At 74.4% G+C, this 15,611-nt stretch carries 10 protein-coding genes; 9 read left to right on the top strand and 1 reads right to left on the bottom strand.

What is annotated here, in order from left to right:
• Nucleotides 1–43 precede the first annotated feature (43 nt).
• The 8 genes from fdh (at nucleotide 44) to MLV88_RS09775 (ending at nucleotide 13,283) form a co-directional block, all read left to right on the top strand.
• The gene (fdh, locus tag MLV88_RS09810; RefSeq protein WP_243337364.1) at nucleotides 44–3,328 is read left to right on the top strand and encodes a formate dehydrogenase; all 3,285 of its coding nucleotides are present in this window, start codon (nucleotides 44–46) and stop codon (nucleotides 3,326–3,328) included.
• Between the two features lie 2 nt (nucleotides 3,329–3,330).
• Complete coding sequence (locus tag MLV88_RS09805; RefSeq protein ID WP_243337362.1) at nucleotides 3,331–4,263, top strand: 4Fe-4S dicluster domain-containing protein; 933 nt, start codon at nucleotides 3,331–3,333, stop codon at nucleotides 4,261–4,263.
• Between the two features lie 53 nt (nucleotides 4,264–4,316).
• Entirely contained in the window at nucleotides 4,317–5,429 is a 1,113-nt protein-coding gene (gene nrfD, locus MLV88_RS09800; RefSeq protein WP_243337360.1) for an NrfD/PsrC family molybdoenzyme membrane anchor subunit, read from the top strand.
• Nucleotides 5,413–6,471 (top strand): GTP 3',8-cyclase MoaA, encoded by a 1,059-nt coding sequence (gene moaA, locus MLV88_RS09795; RefSeq protein ID WP_242334344.1) that lies wholly within the window; start codon nucleotides 5,413–5,415, stop codon nucleotides 6,469–6,471. Before nrfD ends, moaA begins: the two co-directional genes overlap by 17 nt.
• Before the next feature lie 23 nt (nucleotides 6,472–6,494).
• Complete coding sequence (locus MLV88_RS09790) at nucleotides 6,495–7,835, top strand: OFA family MFS transporter (RefSeq protein WP_243337357.1); 1,341 nt, start codon at nucleotides 6,495–6,497, stop codon at nucleotides 7,833–7,835.
• A 155-nt stretch (nucleotides 7,836–7,990) separates the two neighbouring features.
• A complete protein-coding gene (locus tag MLV88_RS09785; protein WP_243337356.1) occupies nucleotides 7,991–8,965 on the top strand; it encodes a hypothetical protein in 975 nt (324 codons plus the stop codon).
• 22 nt (nucleotides 8,966–8,987) lie between these two features.
• A complete protein-coding gene (locus MLV88_RS09780) occupies nucleotides 8,988–10,334 on the top strand; it encodes a hypothetical protein (RefSeq protein WP_243337354.1) in 1,347 nt (448 codons plus the stop codon).
• A gap of 84 nt (nucleotides 10,335–10,418) precedes the next feature.
• Nucleotides 10,419–13,283: a DUF748 domain-containing protein gene (locus tag MLV88_RS09775; protein WP_242360106.1), complete on the top strand. Its 2,865-nt coding sequence runs from the start codon at nucleotides 10,419–10,421 to the stop codon at nucleotides 13,281–13,283.
• Nucleotides 13,284–13,334: 51 nt separating this feature from the next.
• On the opposite strand, the gene MLV88_RS09770 is transcribed toward MLV88_RS09775, so the two are convergent.
• Nucleotides 13,335–14,501, bottom strand: coding sequence for a metallophosphoesterase (locus tag MLV88_RS09770; protein WP_242334329.1), 1,167 nt, complete (start codon nucleotides 14,499–14,501; stop codon nucleotides 13,335–13,337).
• A 181-nt stretch (nucleotides 14,502–14,682) separates the two neighbouring features.
• Here MLV88_RS09770 and MLV88_RS09765 point away from each other — a divergent pair, with 181 nt between their 5' ends.
• Entirely contained in the window at nucleotides 14,683–15,561 is an 879-nt protein-coding gene (locus MLV88_RS09765; protein ID WP_242334326.1) for a DMT family transporter, read from the top strand.
• The last annotated feature ends 50 nt before the right edge of the window (nucleotides 15,562–15,611 follow it).

Raw genomic sequence — 15,611 nt, 5'->3', positions numbered from 1 at the left:
GCGCCCCGAGCGTGTCCACCGTCTCCACTCGGGGGAATACCCGATGCCCAAGCTACCCGTGCTCTCCGAGTGGCCCGTCGCTCGCCAGCTCGTCTCCGGGGACACCTCTGGCCTCGGCGCGAGCGCCATGAGCGAGCGGACGCGCGAGCTCGTGCCTCGCACCGCCTCGGCGGATCGCGTGGTCCGCTCCATCTGCCCTTACTGCGCGGTCGGCTGCGGCCAGCTCGTCTACGTGAAGGACGAGCGGATCGTCGACATCGAGGGCGATCCCGACTCGCCCATGTCCCAGGGCTGCCTGTGCCCCAAGGGCGCCGCGACCTTCCAGCTCGTCACCGGCTCGCACCGCGAGCAGCACGTCCTGTACCGCCGCCCCGGCGGCAGGGAGTGGGAGCGCATCCCGCTCGCGCGGGCGATGGACATGGTGGCCGAGCGCGTGAAGCGCTCGCGCGACGAGACGTTCGAGGAGCGCATCGAGGATCCCGGTGCGAAGCACCACGGCGCGCGGGTGCGGCGCACGCTGGGCGTCGCGCACCTCGGCGGCGCGACCCTCGACAACGAGGAGAACTACCTCCTCAAGAAGCTCTACACCGCGCTCGGCGTCGTGCAGGTGGAGAACCAGGCCCGGATCTGACACAGCTCCACGGTCCCCGGTCTGGGGATCTCCTTCGGACGCGGCGGCGCGACGACCTTCCCCGGCGACCTGCAGAACGCCGACTGGGTGGTCGTGCAGGGCTCGAACATGGCGGAGTGTCACCCGGTCGCCTTCCGCTGGGTGATGGAGGCGAAGAACCGCGGCGCGACGATCATCCACGTGGACCCGCGCTTCACGCGCACGAGCGCGGTCGCCGACCTGCACGTCCCCATCCGCCCGGGCTCCGACATCGCCTTCCTCGGGGGCCTGGTGCGCCACGTCATCGAGAACGAGCGCTGGTTCAAGGAGTACGTCCTCCACTACACGAACGCCTCGACGCTCGTCGGCGAGCGCTTCCGGGACACCGAGGACCTGGAGGGGCTCTTCAGCGGGTTCGACTCGAAGTCGAACTCGTACGACCCGGAGACCTGGTCGTACGACGGCGTCGACGGGGTGGTGCCCGCCGCCGGCCACAAGGAGGTCTACGCCGAGAAGGGCGCGGGGAAGGAGTCGCTGCACGGCGCGAACATCCTCGAGCGGAAGACCGACCCGACGCTGCAGGACCCGCGCTGCGTGTTCCAGATCCTGAAGCGTCACTTCTCCCGCTACACGCCCGAGGTCGTCGCCGAGACGTGCGGCATCCCCGAGCCGCTCTTCCTCGAGGTGGCGGAGACGCTGTGCCGGAACTCGGGGCGCGAGCGCACCGGCGCGTTCTGCTACGCGGTCGGCTGGACGCAGCACTCCGTGGGCGTCCAGTACATCCGCACCGCGTCGATCCTCCAGCTCCTCCTCGGCAACATCGGGCGCCCCGGCGGCGGCATCATGGCGCTCCGCGGGCACGCCTCCATCCAGGGATCGACCGACATCCCGACGCTGTTCGACCTGCTCCCCGGCTACCTGCCGATGCCCCACTCGCTCCTGCCCGACCGCGGGCTCGAGCAGTACGTGAAGAACAACCGCTCGCCCTCGGGCTGGTGGAGCGAGATGCCGAAGTACGTCGTCTCGCTCCTCAAGGCGTGGTTCGGCGACGCGGCCACGCGGGAGAACGACTGGGGGTTCGATCTCCTGCCCCGCCTCTCCGGCAACCACTCGCACATGACGACCGTCTCCGAGATGGCGGACGGCAAGGTGAAGGGGTACCTCGTCGTGGGCGAGAACCCGACGGTCGGCTCCATGCATGGGAGCCTGCACCGCAAGGGCCTGCGCAAGCTCGACTGGCTCGTCGTGCGCGACTTCGCCCTCACCGAGACCGCCGAGTTCTGGCGGACGGCGCCGGAGATCGCGCGCGGGGAGGTCCGGACCGAGGACATCCAGACGGAGGTGTTCTTCTTCCCCGCCGCCGCGCACACCGAGAAGGACGGCTCGTTCACCAACACGCAGCGCTGCCTGCAGTGGCACCACCGGGCCATCGAGCCGCCCGGCGATTGCCGCAGCGATCTCTGGTTCGTGTACCACCTCGGCAAGCGCCTTAAGCGCCTCTACGCGGACGCGCCGGGGCCGAACGCCGAGGCCATCCGGGCGCTCACCTGGGACTACCCGACGAAGGGGAAGGACGAGGATCCCGACGCCGAGGCCGTCCTGCGCGAGGTGAACGGCTTCACGATCAGGGACGGGAGGCCGGTGGCGGGCTTCAAGGAGCTCACCGACGACGGCGCGACCGCGTGCGGCTGCTGGATCTACTCCGGGTGCTACAAGGACGGCGTGAACCAGCCCGCCCGGCGGCGGCCCCAGTCCGAGCAGCACTGGGTCGCGCCGGAGTGGGGCTGGTCCTGGCCCGCGAACCGCCGCATCCTCTACAACCGCGCCTCGGCCGATCCCGAGGGGCGCCCCTGGTCCGAGCGGAAGCGCTACGTCTGGTGGGACGCCGAGAAGGGCGCGTGGTCCGGCTACGACGTCCCGGACTTCATCCCCGACCGGCCGCCCTCGTACCGGCCGCCGCCGGGGGCCGAGGGGCTCGCCACGCTCTCGGGCGACGATCCCTTCATCATGCAGGCCGACGGCAAGGGCTGGCTCTTCGCGCCCTCCGGCCTGCTCGACGGCCCGCTCCCGACCCACTACGAGCCGGAGGAGTCGGTCCTCGAGAACCCGCTCTACCCGCAGCAGTGCAACCCGGCGCGGATGGAGTGGCACCGGGCCGACAACCCCTACCACCGCGCGTTCGGCGACCCGCGCTTCCCGTACGTCGTCACGACCTACCGCCTCACCGAGCACCACACCGCCGGCGGGATGAGCCGCTGGCTCTCGTGGCTCTCCGAGCTGCAGCCCGAGATGTTCTGCGAGATCTCGCGGGAGCTCGCGGCGGAGAAGGGGCTCGCGAACGGGCGCTGGGCCACGATCACGACGGCGCGGGGGGAGATCGAGTGCCGCGTGCTCGTGACGGAGCGCATGAAGCCGCTCCGGGTGAAGGGGCGGACGCTCCACACGATCGGCCTCCCCTACCACTGGAGCTACGTCGGGCGCGTGCGCGGCGACCCGGCGAACGAGCTCATCCCGTTCGTGGCCGACCCGAACGTCTCCATCCAGGAGTCCAAGGCGCTCACCGCGAACATCCGCGCGGGCCGCCACTCCCTCGGGCGCCGCTCCGCAACTGACGGGCTCGAGCTCCGGCAACCGGAGCCCCCGCGCGCCCCGCCGCCCCGCGATCTGCCGGGGATCCGGACCGCGCACCGCCACCCTCCGACCGAGCCGAGGAAGTAGCCATGCAGCGGATGGGCTTCTTCACCGACACCACGCTCTGCATCGGGTGCAAGGCCTGCGAGGTCGCGTGCAAGCAGTGGAACCAGCTCCCCGACGATGGCTTCCACTTCACCGGCATGAGCTACGACAACACCGGCATGCTCGGCGCCTCCACCTGGCGCCACGTCGCGTTCGTGGAGCGCGCGGCGGAGCTGCCGGGCCAGGGGAGCCCGCGCGACGGCGTCGAGGGCGGCGCGCGCGCGTTCGGTGAGCTGTTCCCCGCGGGCCAGCCGGGGCCGACGAGCCTGCTCGGGCACGACATCCAGCCGACGCACCTCGAGACGCCGGTCGCGCTCGGGCCCACCGAGCGCGCGCTCGGGAAGTTCTCCTGGCTGATGCTCTCCGACGTCTGCAAGCACTGCGAGCGCGCCGGCTGCCTCGAGGCCTGCCCCACCGGCGCGATCGTGCGCACCGAGTTCGGCTCGGTCTACGTCCAGCCGGACGTCTGCAACGGGTGCGGGTACTGCGTCTCCGCCTGCCCGTTCGGCGTCGTCGACCGGCGCGAGGAGGACGGTCGCGCGTGGAAGTGCACGCTCTGCTACGACCGGCTGAAGGGCGGGATGGTCCCGGCGTGCGCGAAGGCCTGCCCGACCGCCTCCATCCAGTTCGGCGAGCTCGAGGACCTGCGCGCGCGGGCCCGCCGGTGCGTGGAGCAACTGCACGCGCGCGGCGTGGCCGAGGCCCACCTCTACGGCGAGGACGCCGCGAGCCAGCCCGGGACCGAGGGGCTGCACGCGTTCTTCCTGCTGTGCGATCGCCCCGAGGTCTACAACCTGCCGCCCGACCCGGTGGTGCCCACCGCGAAGGTGGTGCGGTCGTGGCGGTCGATGGCCGCGGGCGTGCTCTCGCTCGCGGCGCTCGCCATGGGCGCGGTGTTCTCGGCGCGGAGGGCGTGATGGACGCGATGGATCCGCTGAGACGGGCTTCGACGCTCCGAGACGGACGCAACGTGGATCCGCAGGTGGGGCGCCTCACCGGCGAGGCCTCCGGGCAGCGCGCGGCGGCCGCGCTCGCGCGCGCGGACCGCGCGGCGGAGCGGACCGCCTCCCTCCCGGAGGAGGAGGTGGAGGGGCCGAGCTACCACGGGCTGCCCGTGCTGAAGGAGCCGGTGTGGAGGTGGATGATCCCCGCGTACTTCTACACGGGCGGCCTCGCGGGGGCGTGCGGGGTGCTCGGCGCGGCGGCGCAGCTCGCCGGCGGGCGCGGCACCTTTCCCCTCGTGCGGCGCTGCCGGACGCTCGCGGTGGGCGGGGCGGTCGCGAGCGCGGGGCTGCTCATCGCCGACCTGGGCCGGCCGGCGCGGTTCATCGCCATGATGCGCGTGTTCCGTCCGACCTCGCCGATGAACATGGGCACCTGGGTGCTCGCCTCGTTCGGCGCGCTCAGCGGCGCGGCGGCGCTGCCGGCGCTCCTCCCGTCGTCCCGCGCGCTCCGGCGCGCCGGCGACGCCGCGGGGCTCGCGGCCGGGGCGCTGGGCCTCCCGCTCGTCGGCTACACCGGCGTCCTGCTCGCGAACACCGCGGTGCCGGTGTGGCAGGAGACGCGCAACACGCTGCCGATGCTGTTCGCCTTCTCCGGCGCGGTGAGCGCCGGCGCGGCGCTGGACCTCTGGCCGCCCGCGGGGCCGGGGGCGGAGATGGCGCAGCGGTTCGGGCTCGTCGCGAAGGGCGCCGAGATCGCGCTCTCGCGGGCGCTGCACCGGGAGGCCGGCTTCGAGCGGGTGGAGCGGCCGCTCCGGCGCGGCGCGGCAGGCGCCCTCCTTCGCGGCGCGCGCATCCTGCTCGGCGCCTCGGCGGTCGTGGACCTCGTGCGCCGCCGCTCGCCCGCGCTGCGGATCGCCTCGGGCGCCCTCGGCACGCTGGGGACGCTCGCGCTCCGCTTCGGGGTGCTGGCCGCGGGACGTGCCTCCGCCCGGGATCCCCACGCGACGTTCGAGCTGCAGCGCGCCGGGCGCGGCGCCGCGGAGCTGACTAGGAAGGGGGAGGCGCCCGGACGGATGCCCGCACCGAGCGGGATCGACGCGACGGGTGAGGAATCGGTGGAACATGGAGCGATTCCCTGAGCCCGTCGTCCCGGCCACCGCCGCGCGCCCGGCCCCTGCGGAGCGCGTGAACGCCGCCGCCTGCCGTCCGCGGGGCTCGCTCGTCGACGCGCAGGGCCGGACCATCCGCTACCTGCGCGTCGCGCTCACCGACCGCTGCAACTTCCGCTGCACCTACTGCTCGCCGGCGGCGTACGAGCCGCCGGACGCCCTCCTCTCCCGCGCGGAGCTGGCCCGGCTGTTCCGGCTCTTCGCCGCGCTCGGCGTGCGCCGCATCCGGCTCACCGGCGGCGAGCCGACGCTGCGCAGGGACGTCGTCGAGATCGTCGCGGACGCCGCCGCGACGCCGGGGATCGAGGACGTCGCGATCACCACGAACGGCCACCGGCTCGCAGAGCTCGTCGAGCCGCTCCACGCGGCGGGGCTCGGCGCGCTCAACGTGTCCCTCGACACGCTCGCGCCGGAGCGGCTCCGCGGCGTCTCGGGCCAGGCGGCGCGGCTGGACCGCATCCTCGCCGGCATCGACGCCGCGGCGGGCCGGTTCCGCTCGCTGAAGCTCAACACCGTGGTGATGCCGGGCGTGAACGAGGACGAGCTCGGGTCGCTCGTGCGCTACGCCTGGGACCGCGGCGCCCTCCCTCGGTTCATCGAGCAGATGCCGTTCGGCGGGGGCGCGCCCGTGCCGCTCGCGGAGGTTCGCCGGCGGCTCGAGGAGGCGGGCTTCTCGCTCGCCCCCGACCTCTTCCGCGGCTGGGGTCCGGCCCGCCACATGCGCGCCCGCGACCGCGACGGGCGCGAGGGGCTCGTCGGCTTCATCGGCGCGATGACCGAGAACTTCTGCGAGGACTGCAACCGGGCGAGGATCGCGGCCGACGGCGGGTTCCAGGCCTGCCTGGGGGGCGAGGATCGGGTACAGCTCAAGGATCGGATGCGGGCGGGCGACGGGGACGAGGCGCTCGCCGACGCCGTGGCGGGCGCGCTGGGGAGGAAGGCGCCGCGTCATCACATGGAGGAGGCAGGCGCCGGGCTCGTGCTGCTGGCAATGCGCGGCATCGGGGGCTAGGCGCTCCGCCGGAGGGAGACGTCATGACGTCGAATCGGTGGCTCATCGCCGCAGCGGGCACGGTCGCGATGGCGTGCCTCGGCACGGTGTACTCCTGGAGCCTGTTCACCCAGCCGCTCATCGCGGCCTTCCGCTGGTCCAACACGACCACCACCTGGACGTTCGCGCTCGCCATCCTGTTCCTCGGGATCGGGGCGGTGATCGGCGGGCGCTGGCAGGACGCGAAGGGACCACGCCCGGTGGCGGTGACCGGCCTCGTCCTGTGGGGGCTCGGCAACGTGCTCGCCGGGCTCGGCACGACCGCGCTCGGCGCGCCGTGGATCTACTTCACCTACGGCGTCATCGGCGGGCTCGGCCTCGGCCTCGGCTACGTGACGCCGGTCGCCGCGGTGACGAAGTGGTTCCCGGACCGCCGCGGGCTCGGCAGCGGCATGGTGGTGATGGGCTTCGGCCTGGGCGCGTTCTTCTACAACAACGTCCTCAAGGCGATCCCGGCGTTCGCCGGCGCGTCGCGCGAGGCGGGGCGCGTGCTCGCCGCGCGGGCCGCAGGGGCGAGCGACGCGGTGCTCTCCGCCGGGGCGACCGGCACGCTCATGCGGACGTTCATCGTGTCGGGCGTCGTCTTCGCGATCCTCGGCGGGCTCTGCGCGCTCGTGATCCGGAACCCGCCGCCCGCCGCGGTGGCCGCGGCCGCGGCCTCGCCCGCCGTGGCCTCCCGCGCCACGCGCGACTACCCGCCCTCGGAGGCGCTCCGGACCCCGCAGTTCTGGGCGCTCTGGATGATGCTCTTCCTGAACGTCACCGCCGGCATCCTCTTCATCTCGAACGCGGTGCCGATCATGCGCGAGCTCACGGGGACCTCGCCCGAGACGGCGCTCGCGATCTACGGCTTCATCGCGCTCTTCAACGGGCTCGGCCGGTTCTTCTGGGGCGCCGTCTCCGACCGCATCGGGCGGAACGCCGCCTACCTCCTCATCTACGGGTCGCAGGTCGTCATCTTCTTCGTGGTGGGCGGCATCCACGCCCTGCCGGTGGTGGCGATCCTGTTCGCGGTGGTGCTGCTCGACTACGGCGGCGGGTTCGGGACGATGCCGTCGTTCACGGCCGACTACTTCGGCACGAAGTACATGGGCGTGAACTACGGGTGGATCCTGCTGGCGTGGGGCGTCGGGGGCGTCGTCGGCCCGATCTTCGTCGCGCTCGTGAAGGACGCGACCGGATCGTTCTCCGGCGCGCTGCCCGTCATCGCGGTGGTGCTGCTCGTCGCGGCGATCCTGCCCATCGTGACCCGGCGCCCCGGCGCGGAGCGCGAGGGCGCGGGCCGCTGGGCGCACCTGTTCCCGAACCGGCGCGTCCACGCCTGAGCGCCGCTCGCGCCTCGCTCGACCGCCGCTGCCCCCGGCGCGGGGGGAGGAGGAGCCTCGACCTGGCGGGCGCCGCCCGCCCGCTGCCCCCGCCGTCCGGCCCGGCTCGCACGGCACCGTCGCGGTCACCACCTTTACGCGACGGAGGGAGACGAATGGCATCTTCTTGGACTCGAAGTGCGTATGTCGCGGCTGGCGCGGCGGCCCTGCTCGCCGCGGCTTGCCAGCGGGGCGACGACCAGAGGAAGGCGAGCAGCCGCGGAGACACCGGCGGCGCGGTCGCCTCGCAGGAGCAGGCCGAGAAGGCGACCGAGTCGTCCGCAAAGACGCAGAAGAAGGCGGCCGACGCGCAGAAGCAGGTGGCCGACGCGCAGAAGGACGTGCGCGAGAAGGAGCAGGAGCTCCAGAAGGCGCGGGCGAAGGAGCAGAAGGAGCTCGGTGCGGCGCAGGGCGCGCAGCAGCAGGCCCGGCAGTCGAACCAGCAGGCCGCGCAGGCGACCGCGAACGCCCAGCAGCAGGCGGCGCAGGAGCACGAGCAGCTCGCGAAGAGCGAGCAGGAGCGCGCGCAGCAGTCGGCCCAGCAGCCCACCGGAGCCCAGCCGCAGCCTCCGCCGGCGAGCCCCGCGGGCGGGGCGGCCGCCGAGCGCACCGCGAGCGGCACCGTCGTGAGCGCGAGCGCGCAGGAGGTCGTCGTGCGCCAGGGCGGCGCCGAGCCGGACATCAAGCTCCGCGTCGGCCCGGATACACCGGTCCTCATCGACGGCCAGCAGCGCACCGTGAGCGACCTGAAGGAAGGGACGCAGGTCCGGGCCGCGTTCACCGAGCAGGGCGGCGCGCCGCAGGCGCTCCGGATCGAGGTGCAGGGAGGCGCGGGCGGACAGCAGGGCAGCTCGCAGCAGGGCGTCCCCCCGCCGCCGCGCTGCGCGGGGGGGGGGCCGCCGGGGGGGGCCCCGCCTTTGGGGCGCGGCCCCCGCCGCGTTTTTGGGGGCACGCTCGAGACCCGACCCTCGACGACCGCGACCCCGACCGCGACGATCCCGTCCGCTGAAACCTCCTTCCGCCCCCCGCATCCAATCCCTCGACTGCCACCCGCTGCCGCGCCCCGCGGCTCGGGCGGCTTTGGGCGCTGAGCCGCGCCTGGAGGAGAGATCCATGAGACGTGCCCTCGCCGCAGCCGTCCCGCTCGCAGCCCTCGCCCTGTACCTCTCCTTCCCGAAGGCAGCCGGACCGCAGCCCGCCCGCAGCAGCCATCACCCCGCGCGCCCCGCGGCGGAGGACCCGATCCTCGATCACGCCGACCGGCTGCTCGACGAGGGCCGGCGCGTCTTCCGCGACGAGACGTTCGGCGACGAGGACTTCTGGGGTGGGCAGCTCCGGCTGCACGAGGCCATCGCGGGGCAGGCGAACGGGGGCGTGGGGCCGGGCCTCTCCCCGCGCGCAGCGCTCTCGCTCGGGCTCAAGGTGGACGCCGGCGCCGTGCCGCCGGCGACGGCGGAGGCCGTGCGCAGGGGCGAGGTGAACCTCGACGATCCCGCCGTGACCGTGGCGCTGCTCCGCGCGGACGCGGTCCTCGGCGTGAAGGGCCAGTTCGACGACGCGGGCACGCTCCGCTCGGTGGGGATCACCTGCGCGCTGTGCCACTCGACCGTCGACGACTCCTTCGCGACGGGCATCGGCCGGCGGCTCGACGGCTGGCCCAACCGCGACCTCGACGTGGGCGCGATCGTCGCGAGCGCGCCCACGCTGGCGCCGTTCGCGGCGCTCCTCGGGACGGACGAGGACACGGTCCGCACGGTGCTGCGGAGCTGGGGGCCGGGCCGCTACGACGCGGAGCTCGCCCTCGACGGCAAGGCGTTCCGCCCGGACGGCAAGACCGGCGCGACGCTCCTGCCCGCCGCGTTCGGGCTCGCCGGGGTGAACCTGCACACGTACACGGGCTTCGGCTCGGTGACGTACTGGAACGCGTTCGTCGCGAACACGCAGATGCACGGCAAGGGCATGTTCTTCGACCCGCGCCTCGCCGACGCGACGCGCTTCCCGATCGCCGCGAAGGCGGGCTTCGCGGACGTGCGCTCGACGGACGACCGCATCACGCCGAGGCTCGCGGCGCTGCACTTCTACCAGCTCGCGATCCCGGCCCCGAAGCCGCCGGAGGGCTCGTTCGACGCCGACGCCGCCGCGCGGGGGAAGGCGGTCTTCGAGGGCAAGGGGAAGTGCGCCACCTGCCACGTCCCGCCGCTCTACACCGAGCCCGGCTTCGCGATGCACACCGCGGCGGAGCTCGGGATCGACGACTTCCAGGCGAGCCGCTCGCCGGAGCAGCGCTTCTACCGCACGACGCCTCTCGCCGGCCTCTTCACCCGCGCCAAGGGCGGCTACTACCACGACGGCCGGTTCCCGACGCTCGAGTCGGTCGTGGCGCACTACGCGGACACGCTCGGCCTCGAGCTCACGCCCGACGAGCGCGCCGACCTCGTGCAGTTCCTGCGATCGCTGTGAGGCGCGCCGGATCGCCGCGGCTCGGCCGCGCCGCGCCGAGCGGGGCCATTGCGCGTCGCGGGCCTCCGATGGTTAAAAGGCGCCATGGTAGCCCCTTCTCCCACCCCCGCCCGGCGGCGGCGGCTCCTCCGAGCCGCCGTCGTCGTCGCCGCGATCTTCGTCGCCTACACCGCCCTCGGCTTTCTCGCCGCACCCGCCCTCCTCCGGCGCGTCCTCGTGAAGGAGGGCTCGGCCGCGCTGCACCGCCAGGTCACCGTCGCGAAGGTGGGCGTGAACCCGCTCGCCCTCTCGATCACGATCGAGGGGCTCGCGGTCGCGCATCCGGACGGAACGCCGTTCGCCGGCTGGGAGTCGCTCTACGTGCGGCTCGCGCCGCAGCGGCTCGTGCTCGGTGAGGTGGGCCTCGCGGAGATCCGCCTCGTGAAGCCGTCCCTGAACGTCGGCCTCGATCGCAAGGGTGCGCTGACGTTCCAGGACCTGCTCGAGCCGGAGGCCCCGCCGGCGGCACCCGCCGCGCCCGCGAAGTCCGGGGGTGGACCTCGCGTCTCCATCGGCCGGCTCGCGGTGGAGGAGGCGCGCGTGGTGTTCCGCGACGCGACCCGCAGCCCCGCGTTCGACACCATCCTCGGCCCCGTCACGATCCGGCTCGACTCGTTCCGGACGCGGGGCGGGGGAGACAGCCCCTACGCCTTCACCGGCACGACGGAGTCCGGCGAGACGTTCAGCTGGACGGGCACGGTGCGGACGGAGCCGCTTCGTTCGGCGGGGACGCTGGCGTTCGAGGGGATCCACCTCCCCAAGTACGCGCCGTACATCCAGGACGAGCTCCCGGCGGATCTGCACGACGGGCGCCTCGCCTTCGAGACGCGCTACGAGCTCGAGTGGGGCACCGCCCGGCGCGTCCTCGCGCTCGCCGGCGGCAAGCTGACGGTGGACCGGCTCGCCATGGGGCCGCGCGGGGTGGCCGAACCTGCCGTGAAGCTGTCGCGCATCGAGGTGTCCGGGATCGAGGTGGACGCGCTGGCACAGCGAGCGAAGATCGACGAGGTCTCGCTCCGCGGCGGCAAGGTGCGCGTGCTGCGCGAGGCCGACGGGAGCCTGGAGCTCTCGCGGATGGCCCCGCCCCCGTCTCCGCCGTCCCCGTGGAAGTGGTCGATCGGCGCGCTGGCGGTCTCCGGGCTCGCCCTGGACCTCCAGGACCGCACCCCGTCGCGGCCGGTCGCCCTGCCCCTCACCGACGTGGCGCTCCGGATCGAGCGGCTCCGGCCCGAAGCGGACGCGACCTGGCCCGTCTCGCTGTCGCTCGTCTGGAACGGGCGCGGCCGGCTCGCCGTGAAGGGGCCGGTCCAGCCGTTCGGGAGCAAGGGGAAGCTCGAGGTGGACGCGGCCGAGCTCGACCTCGTGCCGCTCCAGCCCTACCTCGAGCCCGACGTCACTGCGCGGCTCACCGGCGGGCGCGCCGGCGCCCGGGCGACCGTGGACTTCGACGCGTCCGGGAAGGCGCCGCGCTGGACCTTCGCCGGCGACGTCCGGCTCGACGGGCTCGCGGTGGCCGAGAGGGGCAACGAGGACCTCCTGCGCTGGCGATCCCTCGAGGTCACCGGGATCGACGCCGCGTCCACGCCGCCGCGCGCCTCCGTGCGGCTCGTCCGCCTCGTGGAGCCGCGGGTGAAGGCGTACGTCTGGGAGGACGGCGCGACGAGCTTCGCGCGCGCCCTCCGCGCGGCGCCAGCGCCCGCGCCGGGGAAGCCGCCTCCCCCGCCCGGCCCGGAGTGGCGGACGGCGATCGGAGCGGTCCAGGTGGTGCGCGGGCGCGCCGCCTTCGTCGATCGCTCCGTGAGCCCGCCCGCGATCGTGAACGTCACCGGCGCCGACGCGGCGGTGGCGAAGCTCTCCTCGGATCCGCGGGTGCGGTCCACCGTGGACGTGAAGCTGCAGGTGGAGGGCGCGTCCCCCGTGCGCATCTCGGGCACGCTCAACCCGCTGCAGAAGGAGGCGTTCACCGAGCTCGTCGTCGCCTCGCAAGGCGTGGACCTGTCGCCCTTCGCGACCTACTCGGGCAAGTTCCTCGGCTACGGCATCCAGAAGGGCAAGCTCGACCTCGACCTCCGCTACAAGATCGAGAACCGGAACCTCGCCTCCACGAACGTCGTCAGGGTGAACCAGTTCACGCTCGGCGACCCCACGAACAGCCCCGACGCGACGAAGATCCCGGTGCGGCTCGCGCTCGCGCTCCTCCAGGATCGCGACGGGGTCATCCTCCTCGACGTCCCGATCGAGGGGAACCTCGACGACCCGAACTTCCACCTCGGCAAGGTGATCTGGCGGACGGTCCTGAACGTGCTCGTGAAGGTCGCGACCTCGCCCTTCAGCGCGCTCGCCGCCCTCGCCGGAGGCGATCACGCGGACCTCTCGCTGGTGGAGTTCGCCCCCGGCGCCGCCGAGGCCTTGCCGAGCGCCCAGGAGCGGTTCGGGCTCCTCGCGAGGTCGCTCGCGCAGCGGCCGGCCCTCGGGCTCGAGCTGGAGGGCTCCGCCGATCCCGACCAGGACGGCCCCGCGCTGCGGCGCGCCGCCCTGGAGCGGTCGCTCCGGCGCGCGAAGGCTGCGTCCATGCGGCCGCCTCCGCCGTCCGCGGACGAGGTGACGCTCTCGCCCGAGGAGCGGGCCCGGCTGGTGCGCGCCGCGTACGACGCCGCCTTCCCCGCCGCGCCGCGGAAGTCCGGCGAGGCTGCGGCCGCGCCGCCCTCGCCGCAGGAGATGGAGGAGCGCCTCGCCGCCGCGGTCGAGGTGCCGGCCGAGGCGTACCGCTCGCTCTCGGCGGAGCGGGCGCAGCGCGCGCGGGAGGCGCTGCTCGCGGCCGGGATCGACCAGGGCCGCCTCTTCCTGACGCAGGGCGGAGAGCGCGCGGAGAAGGAGAAGGGCGCGCGCGTGTACTTCACCGTGAGGTGAGGGACGCCGCCCCGCGGCGCCGCCCGGGAGCTCGCTCCTCCGTTGGCGAGCTCACGCCCGAGGAGCGCGGCGGGCTCGCACGGGGCCGGGGGTCGCCGTGACCGGGTTGCAGGCGTACGGCTCGCAATGCCCGCGGCCGACGGCCCGGCAGCAGTAGAGGCTCCGGCGATCCCGCCCGACGAGCCTCATCTCCCAGCCGGCGGCGTTCACCTCGAGCACCCCGAAGCCCCACCGCTGCGACCAGTACAGCGACCGGCCGCCCGCGAAGGGCCCGGCGAACGGCTTGGGGTGCGTCGAGGAGGTCGAGGCGGCGATGAACTCGTCGTGACCGCGCGCCGTGCGGAGGTGCTGCAGGTCGTGGGCGTGACCGGCGAGCCACCCCGAGATGCGGTCCCCCATCGCGTCCTCGAGCTGCCGCACCCTGCGCACATACTCCGGCTGGCGGACCATGGCGGCGCGGTTCCGCGGGTCGCCCGCGACGTCGGCGTAGTAGTGCCCCACCACGAAGCAGTGACGCTCGCCTCCGCAGCCCGCGGACGCGCGGCGGACGAAGTCGAGCTCGTCCTCCCACCGGAACCCGCCGTAGTCGCCCGCGAGGAGCAGCGTGTCGATCACGATGAGCCGCGCCGGCCCGCGCTCGACGACGTAGTGCCTCCCGGGCATCCTCCAGTGCGGACCCTGGTGCTGCACCTCGAGGCACGCCTTCACGCGCTGCTCGGTGGCGGGCGGCCCGCGGAGCTCGCGGCGGCACGGCCCGTCCACCCTCACGTCGTGGTTCCCGATCGCGAGGTACACCGGGACGGGCTCGCCGCCGCGCGAGAGCCCCTCGAGGCGGCGCTCGAACGACCGCGCGAAGCGCCCGTCCGCGCCGATGTCCTGCCCGGGGCGCACCGTGTTCCCGTCCGCCTCGAAGGCGCAGCTCGCGGCGTTGCGGACGCGCGGGTCGGGGCCGCAGGCGTAGAGGTTGTCGCCGACGTGGATCGCGAGGTCGAACGGAGCGGCGGCGTTCTCCGCCAGCATCGCGCGCGCGACGGCGCCCTGCTGGGGGGTGACCGCCCCGAAGTCCCCGAAGAAGAGGATGCGGATCGCCGGGGGCTCGAGCGGCGCGGCCGCCGGGAGCACCTTCACCGCGCGCCGCTCGACCCTGTCCTCACGCGAGGAGACGCACGCGACGGAGGCGAGGACCGCGACGACCACGAGGGCGACTCGCGCACGCATGGAGAACAGTGACGTAGCGGAACGGCGCGCCGCGCGCACGCCCGGCGGGCGCCGCTTCCGGGGCGGAGGCGAACGCAGCGGCGCACGCGCGCGTCCGGGCGGCGCGTTATGGTCGCCCGGCCGTCCCTCTTCCTGGAGGCCAGAGTTGCAGGAACCCAGCGATCCGGCCGATCGGGCCCGCATGAGGGCGCCCGCCGCGCCTGGCGCGGCTCGACCGCCGCCTGCCGCGGTCGCCCTGCTCACCGCGGCCGCGCTGGGCTGCTTCGCTGCGAACTCGCTCCTCGCCCGCGCGGCGCTGCGGGGGTCGCTCGCGGACCCGGCGAGCTTCACGGGCCTCCGGATCGTCTCCGGCGCGGCCTTCCTCGTCGCCCTCGCCGCGGCGCGTGGCGGGCGGCGGGGCAGCGGAAGCTGGGCCTCGGCCGCCATCCTGGTCGTCTACGCGGCGCCGTTCTCGTTCGCGTACGTCCGCCTCCCGACCGGCGCGGGGGCGCTGCTCCTGTTCGCGGCCGTGCAGGTGACGATGATCGGCCTCGCCGTCGCCCAGGGAGCTCGCCCCGCGCCGCGGCAGTGGGCGGGGGTGACGATCGCGCTCGGCGGGCTCGCCGCGCTGACGCGACCGGGCGCGCACGGCGTCGAGACGGCGGGCGCGGCCCTGATGATCGTCGCGGGCGCGGCGTGGGGCGTCTACAGCCTGCGCGGCCGATCGGCCCGCGATCCGCTCGCCACGACGGCCGACAACTTCGCCCGGGCGGCGGCGCTCGCGCTGCCGCTCGCGGCGGCGGCCCTCGGGGCGTGGGGCTCGCGGCTCACGGCGGCCGGCGCGGCGCTCGCCGTCGCCTCCGGCGCGCTCGCGTCCGGCGGCGGCTACACGCTCTGGTACGCGGTCGTGCCGGCGCTCGGCGCGACGCGTGCGGCCGCCCTCCAGCTCGGCGTGCCGGTGCTCGCGGCGGTGGGCGGCGTGGCGCTGCTCGGCGAGCGCCTCACGCCGCGGCTCGTCCTCTCCGCGGCCGCGATCCTGGCCGGGATCGCGCTCACCCTCGTGCCGCGGCGTCGCCGCTAGCGCAGCCTCCATGAACCCTCCAGCCAGGGGCAGGGCGCCCGCCAGAGGCC

The sequence above is a fragment of the Anaeromyxobacter soli genome (assembly GCF_022808855.1).
Lineage (GTDB): Bacteria > Myxococcota > Myxococcia > Myxococcales > Anaeromyxobacteraceae > Anaeromyxobacter > Anaeromyxobacter soli.
This window is presented reverse-complemented; position numbering and strand designations above follow the sequence as displayed.

What these genes read in the sequence shown, in the direction of transcription:
- MLV88_RS09805 (WP_243337362.1), top strand. Translation starts at nt 3,331, where the DNA reads ATGCAGCGGATGGGCTTCTTCACCGACACCACGCTCTGCATCGGGTGC.
- moaA (WP_242334344.1), top strand. Translation starts at nt 5,413, where the DNA reads ATGGAGCGATTCCCTGAGCCCGTCGTCCCGGCCACCGCCGCGCGCCCG.
- MLV88_RS09790 (WP_243337357.1), top strand. Translation starts at nt 6,495, where the DNA reads ATGACGTCGAATCGGTGGCTCATCGCCGCAGCGGGCACGGTCGCGATG.
- MLV88_RS09785 (WP_243337356.1), top strand. Translation starts at nt 7,991, where the DNA reads ATGGCATCTTCTTGGACTCGAAGTGCGTATGTCGCGGCTGGCGCGGCG.
- MLV88_RS09780 (WP_243337354.1), top strand. Translation starts at nt 8,988, where the DNA reads ATGAGACGTGCCCTCGCCGCAGCCGTCCCGCTCGCAGCCCTCGCCCTG.
- MLV88_RS09775 (WP_242360106.1), top strand. Translation starts at nt 10,419, where the DNA reads ATGGTAGCCCCTTCTCCCACCCCCGCCCGGCGGCGGCGGCTCCTCCGA.
- MLV88_RS09770 (WP_242334329.1), bottom strand. Translation starts at nt 14,501, where the DNA reads ATGCGTGCGCGAGTCGCCCTCGTGGTCGTCGCGGTCCTCGCCTCCGTC.
- MLV88_RS09765 (WP_242334326.1), top strand. Translation starts at nt 14,683, where the DNA reads ATGAGGGCGCCCGCCGCGCCTGGCGCGGCTCGACCGCCGCCTGCCGCG.